Below are 18465 nucleotides of genomic sequence, written 5' to 3'. Positions count from 1 at the left end.
TCATTTATCCTGTAGCGATGATGCGCTTATAATGGTGACATGATAATTGGTAATGCATGGTGACAGGTGACAGGCAAATGGTTAATCCTGCTTTTTCTGTTAGTGATTTTGTGGTGGCGCTGAACCAAACGCTTGATTTTGCATATCCATTTGTAGGGATAGAAGGGGAATTGAGTAACTTCCACGTGAGTAAAAATAAGTGGGTCTACTTTGACCTCAAAGACGAAACGGCGAGCCTAAAGTGTTTTGCAACGGTATACGCGCTGCCCGGGCCGCTCGAAGATGGCATAGTGGTGCGCGTGGCGGGCTCACCGCGGCTGCATCCGCTCTATAACTTTAGTTTTCAGGTTCAGTCTATTGTGCCGGTTGGTGCGGGAGCACTTAGGCGGGCAGCAGATTTGCTAGCCGCGAAGCTAGAGGCTGAAGGTTTGTTTGACCAAAGCCGCAAGCGCCCGCTGCCGTACCCTCCGCGTCGAATCGCGCTTATTACCGCAGGAGATTCGGCGGCTTACGCAGACTTTATGAAGATTTCGAATGCTCGCTGGGGCGGGCTGCACATTACCCACCACAATGTGCTTGTGCAGGGCGAGCAAGCCCCAGAAGAAATTGTTGCAGCACTCAAACGTGTCAACGAATCAGATGCAGCACCAGATGTAGTAGTGATGGTTCGCGGTGGTGGCAGCGCCGATGACTTGGCGGCGTGGAGCGATGAGCAGGTTGTGCGGGCGGTGGCAGGGAGCCGTGTGCCAACACTTGTTGCCATTGGCCACGAAATAGACGTTTCTCTTGCCGAGCTCGCGGCTGACCGCCGTGCCAGTACACCGAGTAATGCCGCAGAATTACTGCTACCCGACAGAAAGGAAGAGCTACGACACCTGCGAGCTTACCTACGGCGACTCGATGAACAGCTTATGGTGAGCATTATGCGCCGCCGCACTGGTTTGGTTATGCTGACTGAAAGACTCGACGAGGAGCTTCGCCAAGTTGCTCAGCTTGCGCGGCAACGACTCACGACCGCCCGGACGCTGTTAGCTGCCTATGACCCGGTTCGGCCACTCGGCCAAGGCTATGCACTCGTGCAAACACCTGCCGGAAAAACGGTAACTCGTGCCGGCCAGCTACGGCCGGGAAGTGACATTGAAGTGAAGTTTATAGATGGAAAAGTAGCATCCCAGGTGAAAGCAGTACATACTAACAAGGAGTAATTATGAATAAAAATAGTACCCAATTTGACTACGCAGCCAAGACCGAAGAGCTCGAAGGTGTGCTGGCGCATTTGCAGGCAGAAGACATTCAACTTGACGAAGCGCTTCGGCTTCACGAAGCTGGCAAAAAACTCATAGTAGAGATAGAAGACTATTTACGGCACGCTGAAAATGAGGTGAAAAAGCACCTCAGTAAGGCGTAGTAGTGGAGTGGTTGCTGGTACTTGTTTTGTTGTGTCTTGGTGCCTTTGCAGCGGTTATTTTTTTCGGTGCGCCTTACTTACCGACGCTGCGGCCGCAAATACAAGCTGCATTTGCGCTGCTTGAGCTAAAGCCGGGGCAAACACTGCTGGAACTCGGCTGTGGTGACGGCAAGGTATTGGCCGCCGCCGCCGAAGCGGGTTACAAAGCGGTTGGTATAGAGCTAAACCCCATTCTGGCACTGGTTGCTTGGGCGCGCACACGCAAATATAAGGGCGCGGTGCAGGTCCGGTGGGGAAACTACTGGCGTATGTCGTGGCCCAAGGCCGACGCAGTGTATGTATTTTTGCTGGACTCGTACATGGCTAAGCTCGATACTCGGATGCGCCTGTATAAAAAACCCCTCGCTAGTGTGACATTTCGTATTCCAAACCGCACGGCAGACGCCGAGAAAGCCGGCGTATTTCTGTACGTATACCGCTAGCGTCTTGCATGTGAGGTCATATGTGCGTTACCATGAGCAGTATGAATACGATGAAAAATGAACGGGGGTCAGTTGCTGGCATTGTATTAGTAGTCTTATTGAGCCTTTTTCTTGTAGCCGCTCTGGGCTTTGGCGTATGGGCCTATATGGGTCGCCAAGACTATAAAAAGAACGTCGATGCCAAAATAAAGGTTGCAGTCGCAAAAAATACGAAAGAGGTGCAGTTGAAAGACGCTGCCGAGTTTGCCGAGGTTTCAAAACAACCCCTCAAACCGTACACAGGGCCAGAGGCGTTTGGGAGCGTGCAAATTAACTATCCGAAAACATGGAGTGCCTACGTGGTAACCGCAGCGGGTGGCCAGCCGCTAGACGCGTACTTTAATCCGGACTTTGTTCCATCGGCAAGCGACCCAAAATCGGTTTTTGCGCTTCGGGTTCAGATTGTTTCCAGTACATACAGCCAGACACTGACACAGTTTCAGGGCTTGCAAAAACAGGGTAAGGTAACAGTTGCTCCATTCGCCCTGCCAAAAACACCAAACCAAGTTGGCGTACGTATTGATGGCCAGCTTACACCTACAAAGCAGGGTAGTATGGTAGTGTTGCCGGTACGGGATAAGACACTCAAGTTATGGATTGAGTCGAACCAGTTTATATCTGACTTTAATAACATCATTTTGCCGAACGCCAGTTTTTCACCATAATTTTCACAATATTCACGCTCGGTGCGCTCGGCTATACTGTATAGACGATACTGTAGCGTAACTGAGGGTAATTGGTGCAGCGAAATCATCGGACGAATGAGTTTAGTGAACAGGAAAAGCTTTTTGTAAGCCTAGCCGATGGCATAAATAACACCATGCTTCAGCTTGCGCTCCTCAGCGAACAGGCGCAATTGGCCCCTGGTGCTGCACAGGCCGAGCACTGGCAGGCCGTTCACGATGTGAGTCGAGCGTCGCTACAACTCCTTGAGGGTTATACGCTTACGATGCGACTGCAAGGCGGTACGGCAGAGCCGGAGTTTGAAGCGGTGGCGGTGACGAGTCTCCTGTATGACACGCTTCACTTGCTTGAACCCTATGCGAAACAGCTGCAAGTTAGTCTTGAGCTGGATGTGCCCGCTCGGTTGCAGCCTGTTATTACCGACCGGGCTATATTGCAGTCGGCACTCCTTAGTCTTGGACATGTCTTTATAGCTGCACAGTCCGAAAGCGACGCTGACACCAAAATAATCCAGCTTGGTGCCCACAAGAGCGGGCATGGGATTGTGGCAGGGTGGTATGGGCAGGGCGTTCAGCTGACGACTCAGGCGCTGCGGCGAGCACGTCGGCTGGGTGGCTGGGTGCAACAGCCGTATGGGGAGCTTGTGAGTGGTCCGGCGACAGGTGTTTTTATTGCAGATAGTTTACTTTCGGCAGTGTCGGCTCATTTGCACGTAGCGCGGTTTCATAACGCCTCTGGACTAGCGGCAACGCTACCGGCTTGTCGGCAGCTACAGCTGGTATAGCCATGCATGTACTACTCATAGAACCAGATGCGTTGCTCGCCAAAACCTACGAGGCGGCTCTGCGCACAGAGGGGCACCGTGTCTCTCGCGCTGTTACGGCACAGCAAGCGGTTGCCGCTGCCGATGCCGAGCAGCCGGATGTTGTCGTACTGGCACTTGGAATGGCGCGGCACAATGGAGTCGAGTTCCTCTATGAATTCAAAAGCTACACCGAATGGCGCGACGTCCCGGTTATAGCGCTAGTTTCACGCCTAAACCACGATATGGCCGACCATGGTAGTTTGCGCCGCGAGCTTGGTGTGCAACAGGTACTCATACGGTCACAGTTAACACTGAAAAATCTGTGTGAAGCTGTCGCAAGCGCGGGACAGTCAAAACCATGAACCATAAAAAAACGATTGCAATTGTACTGAAACGCATAGATTATGGCGAGGCTGACCGTATTGTAACGGTGCTCACTCCAGATGCCGGAAAGCTCAGCCTTATGGCAAAGGGAGCTCGCCGGGTAAAGAGCAAACTCGCTGGTGGCATAGAACTACTGAGTACCAGTGAAATCAACTACATTGTGGGGAAGGGTAGTCTGGACACACTCGTTTCATCGCGGCTCATTCGCCACTACGGCCAGATTGTACAAAACATAGACCGTACCATGCTGGCTTACGAACTCATAAAGTTGCTCGACAAAGTCACCGAAGACCAGCCCGAAACCGCCTATTATGAGCTGCTAGAGCAAACCTTTTTCGTCCTGGATGACCAAACTGTCTCTGTTGATTTCATCCGGGTTTGGTTTAGCGCCCAGCTCCTTCGGCTGGCAGGCCACACACCAAACTTGCTGACTGAGACCACCGGAGCGAAGCTGAGTGCAGAAAAACGCTACGAATTCGACTACGACAGCACGGCTTTTACACCCCGTGATGACGCTGCCTTTGGCGCGAACGAAATAAAATTCATGCGGCTGCTGTTCAGCGCCAACCGAGCGTCAGTGGTTGCCGCTGTGCAGGGCGGTGACCAGCTCGCCCTACGGTGCGCCCCACTCGTCCAAACTCTCCGCCAGCTTCACCTCCATACCTAAAACGCTGCTGCTTGCACTGATTAACCCTCGAGTGTAGTGTGGTGGCATGAGTCGTATGACGGACAACGTAGAGGCGATTACACCAGACTGGCTACTGAGTAATATACCGAATTGCGAAGCAGAAGCACTGTTTGTTAGGCAAGATAGACGCAACATTCCAGTTCTGGAGCGTCTGTACCTGCCCCTAGAGTATGATACGGTACTAGAAACAATGCGGTCGGGAACATATCGTCAATTGTTTTCGATGGTTTGTGACGCGCAGAAGCATGTGTCTCCCGAGTCTGTGGAAATTGTAGCTAGAAAACGAGACGTGTTGCCCCCGGGGGGAGTCCCTGTCGCGTTTCGTATCACTGCAAAAGGAAAGGAGCTTGAGTGGTATAGTTTGGGGGCCTTTGTGTTATGCGAAAGAATTGGAGCTATCCAGCATGTTGTTCTAGACGAGGACAAGCTAGGTGGTCGCGCCGCAAATGTATCATCCAAAGGACTAGGAAGGCTTACTGAAGCAAATATTAGATTTGCATTACTCGAAATACAAACCAATGCGCCCCCGACGCCTACAGTGGCGGCTCGAGTTGGTTATCAGGCGTTATTCTTTGGTGGTTTTCCGCCAGATATTCGAGGAGGAGAGGCGCTATATGTCGGCCTGCACGCACTGCCCGAAGGCAAAGAAAGGCCAACAGCCTTTGGTCATTTTGCCGAGCAAATTATCTCACCCATGCGACTTGACCAGCCAATCTTATCGGCGGCCCAGTAACGGGGAGCCATTTCGCCGTCGATGGTTTATAATAGTTGTATATGAGTGAAAAAACATATGAGGTGAAGCTCGAAGATATTGTGAGTTTGTGTAAACGGCGTGGGTTTATATTCCCAGGTAGTGACGTGTACGGTGGTTTGGCCGGCACGTGGGATTATGGGCCGCTGGGTGTGGCACTAAAAAAGAACATTATGAACCTGTGGTGGAAGATGTTTGTTGAGGGCCGCGATGACATGCACGGTGTAGACGCCGCTATACTCATGAACCAAAAAGTATGGCAGGCCAGCGGCCATGTCGATACCTTTACCGACCCTCTCGTAGAGTGTGCTAACTGCAAAGGTCGCTTTCGCGCCGACAAACTCGATAAGTCAGATACGTGCCCCACGTGCGGACAAAAAAATACGTTTGGTGAAGCCCGTGCGTTTAATATGATGTTCAAAACCAACGTCGGGCCGGTGGATGATGACGCGTCGGTATCGTACTTGCGGCCGGAGACGGCGCAGGGGATTTTTACGAATTTTAAGAACGTGGTCGATACGCTGTACCCAGATGTGCCATTTGGTATAGCACAGCAGGGCAAGGCGTTTCGTAACGAAATCTCACCGCGCGACTTTGTCTTCCGCAGCCGCGAGTTCGAGCAAATGGAAATAGAATATTTTGTACATCCAGAAAAGTGGGAAGAAAGCTTCAGCCACTGGGTAGCGCAGTGCAAGGCATGGTTTGCGGCACTTGGTTTGCCAGAGGGCAGCGTGCATGAGCTGGAAGTGCCAGAGGCCGACCGCGCCCACTACAGCAATCGCACTATAGACTTTGAGTTTGACTACCCCATAGGCCGTGAGGAGTTAATGGGCCTCGCGTACCGCACCGACTTTGACCTGTATAACATACAGAACGCGTCAAAAAAGAGTATGGAATACCGGCCAAAAGACGGCGGCGCAGCCTATGTGCCGCACGTTATAGAACCAAGCTTCGGCGTGGAACGCGCCGTTATGGCGGTGCTATGCAGCGCCTACTGGCATGACGCCGAAAACGACCGTGTGGTGCTGAAACTCCCCTACGAACTCGCCCCAGTAAAGGTAGCGGTGTGCCCACTGGCAAAGAATAACCCCGAACTTGTCGCTAAAGCCCGCGAGGTTTACGCCATGCTCAAGAAAGAGATTGGCGCCGTGCTCTGGATAGACAGCGGAAACATAGGCAAAAACTACCGCAAAATGGACGAAATAGGCGTGCCATACGTAGTAACGGTAGACTTCGACAGCCTAGAGGGCGATACCAAAGACACCGTAACCGTCCGCTCCCGCGACACTACCGAACAACAACGTGAAGATATTGAATGTCTTTGTGAAATATTACATATCCCTAAAAGGTAATTGATGGCGATTGAAAAAAACATAGAAGATAGTATTAAAGTTCAACGAGAGTCATTAAATGAACTCTACAATAAACTTGATTCAGAGCGTCAAGATAAAATAAATCACTCTATTAGTATTACAATTTCACTTTCTCAAACCTTAATATCTTTATCTCTTACGCTCGGGGCGGCTGTAGTACCACTACTATTAGCCGTGCAAAATATTTCAAAAGAGAACGTAGCATTTCTCGGATGCGGGAGCATAATTCTGATTTTTAATGCCATATATTTACTTATTCGGATGAAAAGTACTGCTGAAAGTAATGACTTGAACGCACAAATCTTTGGGTTAAGAGAACAAAAAATCATAATAAGTTATAGAAATATGCTCACAAAAGCTTTACTGACTAGTGATATAGAATACTTCACCACCTACAACAAGCTAACTCGTAAAGATGCTTCAAACGTAACGAACAATTATTCTAGTAACCAAGTACTAGCAAGGACAGATATTTCAAGCGATGTAGCTATTGCACTACTGCTGGTAGGTATAACGTTCATTGCTCGACCTATAGGAAATGAATTTTCAATTAATATATACAGCATGTTTATAATCCTTATCGTACTTGCTATGAGCTATTACATATACTTACAGAAAAAATTAGGCATAAAAAAAATTAATCATCTTGAAACACTTCAGAAGGCAGTCTTGGCCCAGGAGAAGGATATAAATGATTTTGTCAATAATTTAATGCAGAGGAAGAGTAATGGCAACCGAACACCAAAGAGCGCAGCTAGAAAAAAGGCTTCGTGAGTACCGCAAGAAGTACTTAACCAAGAAGCAAAACATGGATGTAAATGAATCTGCTACGCGGATTATGGTCAATTATTTCCTGACGGAGGTTTTGAACTATGAAGAGCTAGAAGACATCAAAACGGAGTATGCAATTCGGGGCGAATATGCTGACTACGTCATACAGCTGAAGCGAAAAAAGCACTTTGTCGTCGAAGTGAAGTCAATCGACCTCGACCTAAATGAGCGACATCTGCGACAAAGTATTTCGTATGCAGCAAATGAAGGGATAGACTGGATTCTTCTTTTCAACGGTCGGCAAATACAGTTATATCGCGTCATCTTTGCTAAGCCAATTTCGACGCACCAAGTGTTCAGCCTTGATTTGCGCGACCTGTCGGTCTTGAAGAATGCGTCGGAACATCTCGTGAATCTCATGAAGGCATCAATATTGAAAAACGATTTGGAAGTGTATTGGAAACGGTTCAATGCGCTGACGCCTGAAAGCCTTGTTAAAACGATATATACCAAAGACGTAATCAATGCCGTGCGGTTGAAGGTGAAGAAAGTGTCTGGCATAAACTTCGATAATCAAGAAGTACTGGATGCTATACACGAGCTAATTGTTCATGAATGCAAAGCAGTAAGACCAAAATTACTCAAATAATGAACACATATTATACCGATGGGAGTGCGATTCCGAACCCAGGGCCGGGCGGGTTTGCGGTGGTGAGTGGGGGTAAGCCGGTGGTATTGGGAGGTGAGCCGGGCGGGGGAGAAACGACGAATATACGTATGGAGGGCTACGCTATACTGGCGGCACTAAAGCACGCTGGCGGTGAGCCGTGCCAAATACTTACCGACAGTGAGTTTTGGATAAACGTTATTACCAAATGGTCGCTGGGCTGGGAAGCAAATGGCTGGAAGAAAAAGGGCGGGGAAATAAAAAATCTCGATATTGTGCAAGAAGTTTGCCCGCTGTACCGCGCGAGCTGTGCCGAACTGGTTTGGGTGCGCGGCCACGTGGGCCACGAAGGTAACGAACTTGCCGACCACTGGGCAAACAAGGCTCGTGGAGGTGCGAGGGTTTAACTATGGCATATGACACTGGGTTGGAGGAGCGGATAGACGAAGTGGTGGCTGAATGGCCGGTAGATGTGCTGAAGCGCAAAATGTTTGGCGGGCTAGGGTATTTCATACACCGCAATATGGCGTTTGGGGTGAAGGGCGATGAACTGATTGTGAAGGCAGATGAAGCAACTGCCGAAAAATTACTGAAAGAGCCTGGCATGGGGCCGTTTGAGTTTGGTGGGCGGAGCATGAAAGCTTGGCTGCTGGCTGCGCCCGAGGTACTGGACGAAGATAATCTACCGCGCCTGCTCGAAATAAGCCGGAACTATACGCTCACACTCCCACCGAAGTGAACAACACATAAACATTATAATTTTATTGTAATATATTAGAATGTATGCTAAGCTTTTTCTATGACATTTACGACTATTCAAAAAGCTATCAAAATCGGTACGAGTCGTGGTGTAATACTCCCGGCTAAAGAGTTAAAGCGTCTTAATATTGGTGACGATGATGAGCTAGAACTAATTGTGCGCAAGAAAACAGACGTCGCCACAAATGATGAAGTAATGGCAGCGGCAGAAGATATTATGAGTAAATATCGCCAGGCGTTTAAGAATCTCGCGAATCGATGAGTGGCAAAACTATAGATATTGAGCAGCTGCTGATGCTGCATGCTCTTGTGCTTGCAAACACAGGTGGTGGAGATGGAATCCGGGATATGGGTCGTTTGGAAGCGGCTATTGCGACCCAGTCGCAGGAAGTATTTGGTACTGAACTATACGCTAGCGTGTATGAAAAAAGTGCTGCTATGGTACGGGGTATAATTGCCGATCATCCATTTGTAGATGGTAATAAACGTACGGCTATGCTTGCAGGGCTCACTCTGCTAAAAATCAATGGTATAGCGGTTGGGATGAGTAACTCGCAAGTCGAGGATTTTGCGGTGCGGGTGGCGGTGGAGCATTTGAGCGTAGACGATATTGCTGCCTGGCTTGAACTGCACAGCAAGTCAAACAAGGGGTAGCGCTTCTATGGGTACGCCCAGGGCGGTGGCGAGGCGGTCGAGCTGCTGGAATTTGCCGTATTTTATGGCGGTGCCACCCGCGTGGTACAAGCGGTAGTAGTGGTCGAAGTGGCGGAGCTCACCGCGGAATGTTTGAGCGGTGGTGGGCTCATCTATACGCCGTATGTACCAACCCACCGGTTCGGCATCGAGAATTCTTTTCAGTTTTGCGTAGTGGTTAAACGCCATATGCTTTAGTATAGCGCGCTGCAGTATACTGTTTTCTATGCGAGATGCAGTGTATACATTTTTGGAAGCGCAGAACATACCGTACCGAGTTCAGGAACATGAGGCAGTATTTACGGTGGCAGAGAGCAGTGTGAAGCTGCCTGAGAAAGTGCCCGTAAAAACACTGCTCGTGCCTGATGAAAAAAAGCAGCAAGTCTGGATGGTGGCCATGCGTGGCCTGAACCGACTGGATATGAAGAATTTGGCGCGAGTCTGCGGGGTGAAAAAGTTGCAGTTTGTTCGGCCGGAGCGGGTCGAGGAGATGGTGGGAGTCCGTCCGGGAAGTGTCAGTATCTTCGGGCTACTTCACCCGGGGGCTGAAACCATGCAGGTTTTGCTAGACGAATCGCTCATGCAGGAACCAGAACTTGGCTTTCACCCAAACGACAACACGGCAACGGTATTTCTAAAGCCCGAAGACGTACTCAAAATCATAACGGCAACAAACCACGACTATCGTATACTAGCACTATGATTCCAGATTATTGGGCGTATGTGGCGGCTGTCATAAATGTGCTGGGAACGTTAACATACGTAGTGGATGTGTTTCGTGGTAAGGCGCGCCCAAACCGGGTTACGTGGGGCGTTCTCACTATTGCACCTATGATTGCCTTTGCCTCAATGCTGTCGCAGGGGGTAGGTATGGCACAGAGTATCGTGACGTTTAGCGTTGGTTTTTCGCCCTTTTTGATATTTGTATCTAGTTTTCTTGTAAAGCATCCTGCGTGGCAACTGAAGCGTTTTGATATTGGCTGCGGTGTGCTCTCGCTATTTGGATTGCTTCTGTGGTGGATTACGGGTGAGGGTAACGCTGACCCACACTCACTTTTTTGACACATAACAAAAACGACCCTACAGTTTTGGTTACAAAAGCTAAAACAGAAAGGTCGTTTTCTAATGACTACACTACAAAAGATGGCAACTGCTGTAAAGCGGCTGCGTGCGACATACATCCCAAAAGCTAAGGCTCGTCGCTTCTTCCTCGGAGTTGAACAGTTTTCCCTTCAGGAGTTCTGTTCGCTCAACGCTGCTGGTCGAAAGCTTGGGCTGAATCGCTGGACTGGAGAAAACCGCATTCGTCGGTTAGTTACTGACGAGGAACTGCCAGTGCGCTTGCAGCGATTGTTGGTTAGCGAAGCGTTAGCTTCGCATACTGGTCGGTGGTACTGCTCTCTGGACCACTCTCAATTCGGCCCGTTTTGTATCGCCATCTTGGCGGTGTCGCATCGCAAGGGTCGAGCTATACCCATTTGGTGTCAGGTGAACCTCAGCGAAGCAGCTCTCATTGCGCCACTTCTAGTGGCGCTGGAGGACTGTTCCATTTCCTTCAAGTTAATGCACCAGATCTGCAACTGGTACTTGTCATGGATCGCTGGTTTGCTAGTGACAAACTGTTCACTTTGTTTGCCCTGTACGATGTGCACTTCATCGCTCGTACCAAGAGCGACAAGCTCGTTCAGCTTCCCTGGGATCCCAGCTGGTGGAAGGAACCCATCCATGACATTAGTCATGAGGAATTACCCATCACGTACCATACACATAAGCTCCGACTTATTCGTTCGGATTACAATCCGAACATGAAGGATCCGGAGCCCTGGTTTTTGTTGACCAACCTACCGAGCGAGGGAACAGAGGCCCTCACCAGAAGACAAGTCCTGAACCGTTACGCAGAAAGGTTCGAAATTGAAGAAGCCTTCAAGGATGTGAAGTGGTTGCAACGATTGGAGTGGCAACGAGTCAGAAAACCACAAGTCATCCGTAACTTGCTGCTGTTTGTCTTCCTCGGTTGGTGGTTACTGTGGCGCTATGCGGTCAAAGTACTACCAAAACAACAGCAGAAGATTCATCCCAAGAAACGACTGAGCTGGTTCAAGCAAGCCTGGGAGTATATGCAACGGCTACTACGTACGCCGCTGCTACCACCGATACCGGTGGCTCATGTACGGGGAGGAGGAAAAAAGTGAGTGTGGGTCAGAGGGTAACGTGGCAATCATCTTTAGTATATTGGCTGATGGATTGGCCTTTTTGCCGACTCTGGTGAAAGCGTACTATCACCCAGAAACGGAAAGTCCCTGGACTTTCATGGCAAGTGAAGTTGCAACCATTATGGGGCTCATGACCGTCAAAAACTGGAACTTTGAGACCGCTGGGTTTCAGCTATACATACTTGCTGCAAACATCTTCGCCATTGTATTTATATATTTCAAATTTGGTTTATGGCTAGAAAGTCGCAGAAAAGAGGCGGCGTGAAGTCGATTGTGCTTGGGGGAGGGTGTTTTTGGTGTACAGAGGCGGTATTTGTGCGGGTCGAAGGCATGACACGGGTTGTTCCTGGGTATGCTGGAGGTAAGACGCCAAATCCGACTTACGAACAGGTGTGTGGTGGCAAAACCGGCCACGCCGAAGTAGTGCGGGTAGAGTACGACGAAACGAAAACGACTCTAGAACGTATCCTGCGCATCTTTTTCGCGACGCACGACCCAACCACACTGAACCGACAGGGTGCAGATGTTGGTACGGAGTATCGTTCAATTATTTTATACAGTGATGAAGCGGATGAGGTGAAAGCTCAATCTGTTATACGTGAGCTCCGAGGTAAAACAGAAGCCCGTATAGTCACAGAGGTTGCCCCGCTCATGGTCTTTTACGAGGCAGAGGCGTATCACCACAATTACTTCGAGCAGCACCCCGAGCAAGCCTATTGCCAAATAGTTATAAACCCGAAACTCGACAAACTTCGGGCATTTTTACGCACGGAAACCAGCAAAACCTAGCTATTGCATACCTCTCATGGTATACTGAGGGCATCGAAGTTGTCCCGCCAGGCGGTAGGGGTATGCTCCCTGAAAAGACAGCTTCAATCTTTGGATCGTTCAGCACCAGCGTTCCGTTGCTCATGTCATATCTTTGGTGAGCGCTAAAAAACAATAATTATTACAATTCGGGTAGCGGCTGCGAGGTATTGCCGTGCTATTGCCCGCGCGTGAAAGGAAAACAATGACAAACATACTTATTTTCATAGGAACAGCGCTGACGACGGCTAGTTTTGTGCCGTATTTGCGTGACATAATTCGGCACGGCGCACGACCACGGTTGGTTTCTTGGGTAATATGGTCACTCTTACTTGGGCTAATGACAGTAGTCTCTGTAGAAGAAAAGCAGTGGGCGAGCGCCTTGGTAGCCGGTGTTTCGGCGTTCGGTTGTTTGGCGGTTGTGGCTCTTGGCCTTCGCTACGCGAGCCGTCATGTGACACGACTAGAACGCGTGACGCTCGTGGGTGCTTTACTGGGAATTGCTCTGTGGTTTGTGGTGGACAGCCCAATGGTCGTCATGATGATTGCACTTGCGGTTGATGCGCTGGCGTATATACCGACGTTTATTCACGGCTGGCAAGAACCCGAGGAAGAATCAGTGCTTGCATTTGCCTGTGCCGGGGTGGGCGAGGCAATAATATTGGTGGCTGTATGGATGCAGCATGCTCCACTGCTCGGCATGTTGTATCCGTTCTATGCGGGCGTCTTTAGCTTGGCGATGGTTGCTACTTTATACGCTTCGCGGTTTTGGTATGGAACGGGCGATATAGAAGCCGCCGAGGCTCAATACACCGTATAAGTACGCTATACTGTAAGGACTACAAAGGAGTAGCAAATCATGAAAGCAGTATGGAACGGAACAGTCATAGCAGAGGCAGATAAAAATGATCTTATATACATAGAGGGGAACTGGTATTTTCCTCCCACGAGTGTGCAGCATGAGCTACTGAGCGAAAGCCCAACGCCCTATACCTGCCCTTGGAAGGGCAAGTGTCAGTACTACACAGTCACGGTAGACGGTCAAACAAACGCCGATGCTGCCTGGAGCTACCCAGAGCCACTGCCGACGGCCATTGAGCGAGTGCATAAAGACTTTAGTGGCTACGTCGCCTTCTGGCGCGGAGTAGAGGTGAGCGGTGAATAGCTGGGATGATGCGCGGCTGAGAGAATTGGCTCGAGAGCAGGGGACACCGCTATATGTATATTCGCGGGATATGCTTGTAGAACGTGCAAAAAAGTTGCTCAATCTGGAACTGCCATTTGGGCTTACTGCCAGATACGCCGTGAAAGCGAACAATCACCCGGAGGTGATACGTCTGTTTCATGAAAGCGGGCTACAGTTCGATGCTAGCTCAAGCTATGAAGCGCAAGAGCTGCTAGAACTTGGAATTGCCGGCGACAAAATAAGCTTGTCTAGTCAGCAGCCGGCGCATAATTTGTCAGCGCTGCTCGCTGTCGGGGTGCTGTATGTCGCATCGTCATTGCACCAGTTGGAGCTTTTTGTCGCCAGCGAAAATCACCCGACATCAGTTGGGCTCAGGGTGAACCCCGGGATTGGGGCGGGGCACAATAACCGCACCACGACTGGTGGGGCAAATAGCAGCTTTGGTTTATGGCAGGCGTATGTGCCAGAGGCGCTTGAACTTGCAGCTGCGCACGGGGTGAAGATTGACCGGCTCCATATACACATTGGTTCGGGCGCTGACCCAGCCATGTGGGGGAAGATGATGGAAACGGCGCTAGAAATTGCCGAAACCATGCCAGATGTGACAAGCCTTGACATGGGAGGCGGGTATAAAATACACCGCTACGGCGACGAACACGAAACTGACATGGCAGCAGTCGGGGTGAAATTTGCCCAACTTTTACAGAGGTTCGCAGACAAAACGGGACGAAAACTGCGCCTAGAAATAGAGCCGGGAACATGGCTGGTCGGCCACGCCGGTGTGCTACTGGCCAGTGTTGTTGACGTAGTAGACACGGGGGCAGACGGTCATACGTTCCTTAGGCTCAACACCGGCATGAATGATTTTGCGCGGCCAGGGATGTACGGAGCGCAACACACCATAGCCGTTCTGAATGATGCGACAGAAAAGCAGGAGTATGTGGTGGTGGGGCACAACTGCGAAACGGGCGATATACTGACGCCAGCACTGGGTGACCCAGAAGGAATTGAATCACGCGAGCTGCGCCGCGCGAACATTGGCGACACGGTCGCCATATACGACACTGGCGCTTACTGCCGCAGCATGAGCCACAAAGGCTACAACAGCTATCCGAACGCCAAAGAACTGCTTACTTGAACAATTTATCCTTGAGGCCACTTAGCAATCCACCGGCGTTGCCACCGAGGTCTTTCAAATCACTCAGGTCAAGTTTGCCATCACCGTTTCCGTCTGCTTTGGCTTTTAACTGGTCGAGTGTGCCGTTATTGACGCCGTCTTTTAGGCCTTCTAGGTCGGCGGCCGTAATTTTGCCGTCGCCATTTATGTCAGCCTTGGCCTTGATATCGTCGAATAAACTCATGAGTACCTCCTTGTTTAGTGTATGCTCAATTATACCTCCACAACGAGGTGCAGCCTGTAACTTTGCTTACATTCTTTTTTGAAGTTTATGACATACTGAAATATGTAAAAGGAGGTTGCATGGAAGTACAGGTAAATTATCTTGCGGTATTACTTGCAGGAGCATCAAGCATGGTAGTGGGCAGCATTTGGTATGCAAAGGGTGTCTTTGGGAGTAAATGGGCAAAGCTTGCGCATGTCGACTTAGACAAAAAAATGAGCTCGGCCGACATGACGAAGCTCATGGGACTAGCATTTCTAGCTTCGCTAGCAACAGCCTACGTGCTTGCGCACGTGACGTATCTGAGCAATCACTTTTTCGGCGGAAGTTTCCTCTCGAGTGCTTTGCAAACGGCGTTTTGGGTGTGGCTGGGCTTTACGGCTGCACGTATACTCACACACGATTTGTTTGAGGCACGTCCGAGTAAACTGACGCTGCTCACTTTTGGAAACGAACTTGCGACCATACTGGTTATGGCGGTCATCATTGGCCTGCTGAAGCCTTAATGCATCTGAAAACCGCGGTGGTTTTTCTTGATTAACCTCTGTACAATAGTAGAAAAGAGGAGGATTTTATAGTGGTGCAGAAAAAAGTGAGCGCTGTGCGTTCTAAAAAATCGAGTGCAGCGCAAAGCCTGAGACCATTGCAACGGTTTGCGTTATTTTTCTTTAGTCGTCCTCGCCTGACAGCGTTTTTGGCGCTCATAATTGCCGGATTTGGCGTGCTAAGCTACTCAACACTACTTAAGCGCGAAGGTTTCCCGCCCATCAACATTCCCTACGCCATAGGGCAGGCGACCTATTTTGTGAATGATGCTAGTAAGGTAGACCGCGAACTTGCGAGGCCTGTTAGCGAATACCTCATGAAACAAAATGACGTGAAAACGGTCCAGACCAATAGCCTCGGAAACTTCGCAACGGTGATAGTGCAGTACGAGGAAAAAACCGATGCTGCAAATAGGAGCCGCGCTTTGCAGAACGCTATGGTCGAACAAAAAATTCTTCCGGCTGGAGCGAACGTGAAGTTTCAGGCCGCCCAATTTGGATTTACCGAACGGGGAGATGATGCGGTTGTGTCGTTCTTCTCAAAAAATAACGCGGCACTACCAGAGCCAGAGCTTGTCGCGGCCGCAACGCGCGCCGCAGCCTTTATACGAGACCAAAAACTGAGTCTCATTAAGGACGCTTCAATCATATCGCCCATAGAACAGGCGCAGAACCCTCTGACCGGAGAAGTACAGAATGTTCAGAGTCGTTTTGAGCGGTTTGGTGAACGTGTGGACGACAAAACGTCGTTCTACAGTTCAGTACCCATAGGCGCTTCTATTATGAAAGGCGGTGATGTCGTGGAGTTTGGCGACCAGCTGCAAAAGGCGGTCGATGCCTACAACGGCAGTAGTGAATCCACGGGCTACGCTATGCGGGTGAGCGCCAGTTTTGCACCGAGCATTCGCCAACAAATTAGCGAGCTGCAAAAAACGTTGCTTGAAGGATTGCTCGCTGTGCTAGTGATTGGTTCCATTGTGATTGCAGTGCGCGCCTCTGTTATCACGGTGCTGTCTATGGTGACGGTAATTTTTGCCACCCTTGGGGTGCTTGAGCTCATTGGCTACACCCTGAATACCATTTCGCTGTTTGCGCTCATTTTGAGCTTGTCGCTTATAGTCGACGACACCATTATTGTGGTCGAGGCGCTCGATGCCCAGCGAAAGCGGAAAAATGATGCTCGCGATATCGTGAAAACGGCCATTGGCAAGGTTGGGCGTGCTATGATAGCCGCGACATCTACGGCGGCACTTAGCTTTGCGCCACTTCTTTTTGTGGGCGGTATACTGGGCGGGTTCATACGAGTTATGCCTATCACAATTATATCGGCGCTGCTTATTAGTCTGCTCGTTGCGCTGGTCTTCATACCGTTTTATGCGCGGTTTATTATGCTTGGCAAAAAACATGTCGGCGCCAAGGCCGAGCATGAACTGGCAGCCGATTTTGAGGCGCGTGTCGCGCGGTGGCTAGCGGCTCCCATGCTGTGGGCGCAGCACAGTAAACGCAAACTGTTTGGTGTAGGACTAGCAGCAATTGTCCTCAGCTTTGTCTTCATTGGCGCGGGCGGTTACTTGTTCCAGAAGGTAACGTTCAACATCTTCCCGCCATCCAAAGACACCAACCAAATCGCGACAACGCTTCGTTTTCCGACCGGAACCACTATTGCTCGGGCCGAGGTGATTAATGACGCAGCCATGCAAAAAATCAAAACCGTTCTCGGTGAAGATTTTGTGTCGGGCGCGAACTATGGGATTGCTAACGCCCAGAGTGCACAATTTTTCATAGACCTAAAAGACTACAACAAACGCAAAACCACTGCGCCGCAGTACATTGACCGCTTAAAGGCTGAGTTCAAGGACTTTAAAGAGGCGCAGTTTAGTGTTACGACTATTGACGCCGGTCCGCCAGCTTCGGACTTTACGGCTCGAGTTTCAGCTGATGCGAATCGGCCGGCGGCCGAGAAGCTGGCAAGCGATATCGCAGCATATTTACGAGCTGCTGATATTCGGCGCATAGACGACAGCAAAATCAAGTTTGAAACCGTTTTGGTCGACAACGCGGATGTATTGACTCGTGCGGATAGTAAAGCGTTTATTGGTATTACGGCAAAGTTTGTCGATACCGACACAACGGCACTGGTGACCGCCACACAAAAGGCGGTTGAAGATACCTTTACGACCGAGAAGGTTGCGGGCTATGGCTTGCCAAAAGACGCGGTGAGCTTTAACTTCGGCCAGGAAAGTGAAAACCAAGACAGCTTCAAGACGCTTGCCATCGCATTTCCTGCGGTGCTGCTGGTGATTTACCTGGTGCTTTCGGTTCAGTTCCGCAGCCTGCTCCAGCCACTTCTCATTTTTATGGCCATACCGTTTAGCCTGTTTGGGATTACACTGGGGCTCTGGCTGACCGACAATGCGTTTAGTTTCTTTGCTATGCTTGGGTTCTTTGCGCTGATTGGACTAAGCATAAAAAACACCATTTTGCTCACTGATTACGCAAACCAATCACGCAGGGCAGGGATGAATCCGGTTGAGGCGGCTCATGAGGCTCTGGCCGAACGCTTCCGTCCACTGGTCGCAACAAGCTTGACGGCTATTGTTTCAATCATCCCGCTTGCCTTGACTAGTCCCTTCTGGCAGGGGCTCGCTGTGGTGCTCATGTTTGGCTTGCTTTCAAGTACGCTCATGGTCGTGACGGTATTTCCATACTACTACTTGGCTGGTGAGTTCTTGCGCGGAGTATTTCGCCGCCGTGTTTCTGTGCCGCTGAAGCGACGTTTACGCCGAGCGTAATTAAGAGTCACCATAAGC

27 protein-coding genes are annotated in these 18465 nt (G+C 50.1%); 25 read left to right on the top strand and 2 right to left on the bottom strand.

All coding sequences use genetic code 11. The features are described 5' to 3' along the window. Positions 1-56 precede the first annotated feature (56 nt). The 15 genes from xseA (at position 57) to IPP75_02575 (ending at position 9465) form a co-directional block, all read left to right on the top strand. The gene (xseA, locus tag IPP75_02645; GenBank protein QQS70010.1) at positions 57-1205 is read left to right on the top strand and encodes an exodeoxyribonuclease VII large subunit; all 1149 of its coding nucleotides are present in this window, start codon (positions 57-59) and stop codon (positions 1203-1205) included. 2 nt (positions 1206-1207) lie between these two features. After that, complete coding sequence (gene xseB / locus IPP75_02640) at positions 1208-1408, top strand: exodeoxyribonuclease VII small subunit (protein QQS70009.1); 201 nt, start codon at positions 1208-1210, stop codon at positions 1406-1408. 2 nt (positions 1409-1410) lie between these two features. Then, positions 1411-1890, top strand: coding sequence for a class I SAM-dependent methyltransferase (locus IPP75_02635; protein QQS70008.1), 480 nt, complete (start codon positions 1411-1413; stop codon positions 1888-1890). A gap of 41 nt (positions 1891-1931) precedes the next feature. Further along, positions 1932-2594: a hypothetical protein gene (locus tag IPP75_02630; GenBank protein QQS70007.1), complete on the top strand. Its 663-nt coding sequence runs from the start codon at positions 1932-1934 to the stop codon at positions 2592-2594. A 74-nt stretch (positions 2595-2668) separates the two neighbouring features. Continuing rightward, on the top strand, positions 2669-3397 hold the full coding sequence (locus tag IPP75_02625) for a hypothetical protein (GenBank protein QQS70006.1): 729 nt from the start codon (positions 2669-2671) through the stop codon (positions 3395-3397). 2 nt (positions 3398-3399) lie between these two features. Further along, the gene (locus IPP75_02620) at positions 3400-3780 is read left to right on the top strand and encodes a response regulator (protein ID QQS70005.1); all 381 of its coding nucleotides are present in this window, start codon (positions 3400-3402) and stop codon (positions 3778-3780) included. Further along, positions 3777-4469 (top strand): DNA repair protein RecO, encoded by a 693-nt coding sequence (recO, locus tag IPP75_02615; protein ID QQS70004.1) that lies wholly within the window; start codon positions 3777-3779, stop codon positions 4467-4469. Before IPP75_02620 ends, recO begins: the two co-directional genes overlap by 4 nt. A 46-nt stretch (positions 4470-4515) precedes the next feature. Next, positions 4516-5223, top strand: a complete 708-nt coding sequence (locus tag IPP75_02610) for a hypothetical protein (protein QQS70003.1) — start codon at positions 4516-4518, stop codon at positions 5221-5223. Between the two features lie 41 nt (positions 5224-5264). Further along, complete coding sequence (locus tag IPP75_02605; GenBank protein ID QQS70002.1) at positions 5265-6593, top strand: glycine--tRNA ligase; 1329 nt, start codon at positions 5265-5267, stop codon at positions 6591-6593. A gap of 3 nt (positions 6594-6596) precedes the next feature. After that, on the top strand, positions 6597-7388 hold the full coding sequence (locus tag IPP75_02600; protein ID QQS70001.1) for a hypothetical protein: 792 nt from the start codon (positions 6597-6599) through the stop codon (positions 7386-7388). Further along, positions 7342-8034, top strand: coding sequence for a type I restriction enzyme HsdR N-terminal domain-containing protein (locus IPP75_02595; GenBank protein ID QQS70000.1), 693 nt, complete (start codon positions 7342-7344; stop codon positions 8032-8034). The genes IPP75_02600 and IPP75_02595 overlap by 47 nt, the downstream gene beginning before the upstream one ends. Further along, positions 8034-8459 carry a ribonuclease HI gene (locus IPP75_02590; GenBank protein QQS69999.1) on the top strand — a complete coding sequence of 142 codons (426 nt, stop codon included), beginning with the start codon at positions 8034-8036 and terminating at the stop codon, positions 8457-8459. The genes IPP75_02595 and IPP75_02590 overlap by 1 nt, the downstream gene beginning before the upstream one ends. Before the next feature lie 2 nt (positions 8460-8461). Next, positions 8462-8791, top strand: a complete 330-nt coding sequence (locus IPP75_02585; protein ID QQS69998.1) for a TfoX/Sxy family protein — start codon at positions 8462-8464, stop codon at positions 8789-8791. A gap of 60 nt (positions 8792-8851) precedes the next feature. Beyond that, positions 8852-9073, top strand: coding sequence for an AbrB/MazE/SpoVT family DNA-binding domain-containing protein (locus tag IPP75_02580; protein QQS69997.1), 222 nt, complete (start codon positions 8852-8854; stop codon positions 9071-9073). Further along, a complete protein-coding gene (locus tag IPP75_02575; GenBank protein ID QQS69996.1) occupies positions 9070-9465 on the top strand; it encodes a type II toxin-antitoxin system death-on-curing family toxin in 396 nt (131 codons plus the stop codon). Before IPP75_02580 ends, IPP75_02575 begins: the two co-directional genes overlap by 4 nt. Here IPP75_02575 and IPP75_02570 read toward each other — a convergent pair. Further along, positions 9451-9693 (bottom strand): hypothetical protein, encoded by a 243-nt coding sequence (locus tag IPP75_02570; protein QQS69995.1) that lies wholly within the window; start codon positions 9691-9693, stop codon positions 9451-9453. The genes IPP75_02575 and IPP75_02570 overlap by 15 nt on opposite strands. 37 nt (positions 9694-9730) lie before the next feature. On the opposite strand from IPP75_02570, the gene IPP75_02565 reads away from it, so the two are divergent. From IPP75_02565 to IPP75_02530, 8 genes are all read left to right on the top strand, one after another. After that, positions 9731-10207 (top strand): hypothetical protein, encoded by a 477-nt coding sequence (locus IPP75_02565; protein ID QQS69994.1) that lies wholly within the window; start codon positions 9731-9733, stop codon positions 10205-10207. Then, positions 10204-10566 carry a hypothetical protein gene (locus IPP75_02560; protein ID QQS69993.1) on the top strand — a complete coding sequence of 121 codons (363 nt, stop codon included), beginning with the start codon at positions 10204-10206 and terminating at the stop codon, positions 10564-10566. The genes IPP75_02565 and IPP75_02560 overlap by 4 nt, the downstream gene beginning before the upstream one ends. Positions 10567-11096: 530 nt before the next feature. Beyond that, entirely contained in the window at positions 11097-11696 is a 600-nt protein-coding gene (locus IPP75_02555; protein QQS69992.1) for a hypothetical protein, read from the top strand. Between the two features lie 19 nt (positions 11697-11715). Continuing rightward, a complete protein-coding gene (locus IPP75_02550) occupies positions 11716-11982 on the top strand; it encodes a hypothetical protein (GenBank protein ID QQS69991.1) in 267 nt (88 codons plus the stop codon). Continuing rightward, positions 11949-12506, top strand: coding sequence for a peptide-methionine (S)-S-oxide reductase MsrA (msrA, locus tag IPP75_02545; GenBank protein QQS69990.1), 558 nt, complete (start codon positions 11949-11951; stop codon positions 12504-12506). Before IPP75_02550 ends, msrA begins: the two co-directional genes overlap by 34 nt. A 223-nt stretch (positions 12507-12729) precedes the next feature. Continuing rightward, positions 12730-13344, top strand: coding sequence for a hypothetical protein (locus tag IPP75_02540; GenBank protein QQS69989.1), 615 nt, complete (start codon positions 12730-12732; stop codon positions 13342-13344). A 39-nt stretch (positions 13345-13383) separates the two neighbouring features. Further along, complete coding sequence (locus IPP75_02535; protein ID QQS69988.1) at positions 13384-13689, top strand: DUF427 domain-containing protein; 306 nt, start codon at positions 13384-13386, stop codon at positions 13687-13689. Beyond that, positions 13682-14848: a diaminopimelate decarboxylase gene (locus IPP75_02530; protein ID QQS69987.1), complete on the top strand. Its 1167-nt coding sequence runs from the start codon at positions 13682-13684 to the stop codon at positions 14846-14848. The genes IPP75_02535 and IPP75_02530 overlap by 8 nt, the downstream gene beginning before the upstream one ends. On the opposite strand, the gene IPP75_02525 is transcribed toward IPP75_02530, so the two are convergent. After that, complete coding sequence (locus IPP75_02525; protein QQS69986.1) at positions 14841-15071, bottom strand: hypothetical protein; 231 nt, start codon at positions 15069-15071, stop codon at positions 14841-14843. The two genes, IPP75_02530 and IPP75_02525, sit on opposite strands and share 8 nt — an antisense overlap. Positions 15072-15190: 119 nt before the next feature. Between IPP75_02525 and IPP75_02520 the strand changes: the two genes are divergently transcribed. Next, the gene (locus IPP75_02520; GenBank protein QQS69985.1) at positions 15191-15616 is read left to right on the top strand and encodes a DUF1761 domain-containing protein; all 426 of its coding nucleotides are present in this window, start codon (positions 15191-15193) and stop codon (positions 15614-15616) included. 71 nt (positions 15617-15687) lie between these two features. Then, positions 15688-18447, top strand: coding sequence for an efflux RND transporter permease subunit (locus IPP75_02515; GenBank protein QQS69984.1), 2760 nt, complete (start codon positions 15688-15690; stop codon positions 18445-18447). Positions 18448-18465: the final 18 nt, after the last annotated feature.

This window comes from Candidatus Saccharibacteria bacterium, assembly GCA_016700375.1.
In the GTDB taxonomy this organism is placed as follows: Bacteria; Patescibacteriota; Saccharimonadia; order Saccharimonadales; family UBA4665; genus JAGXIT01.
The sequence above is the reverse complement of the archived record's forward strand: the minus strand, read 5'-3'. Positions and strand labels throughout refer to the sequence as shown.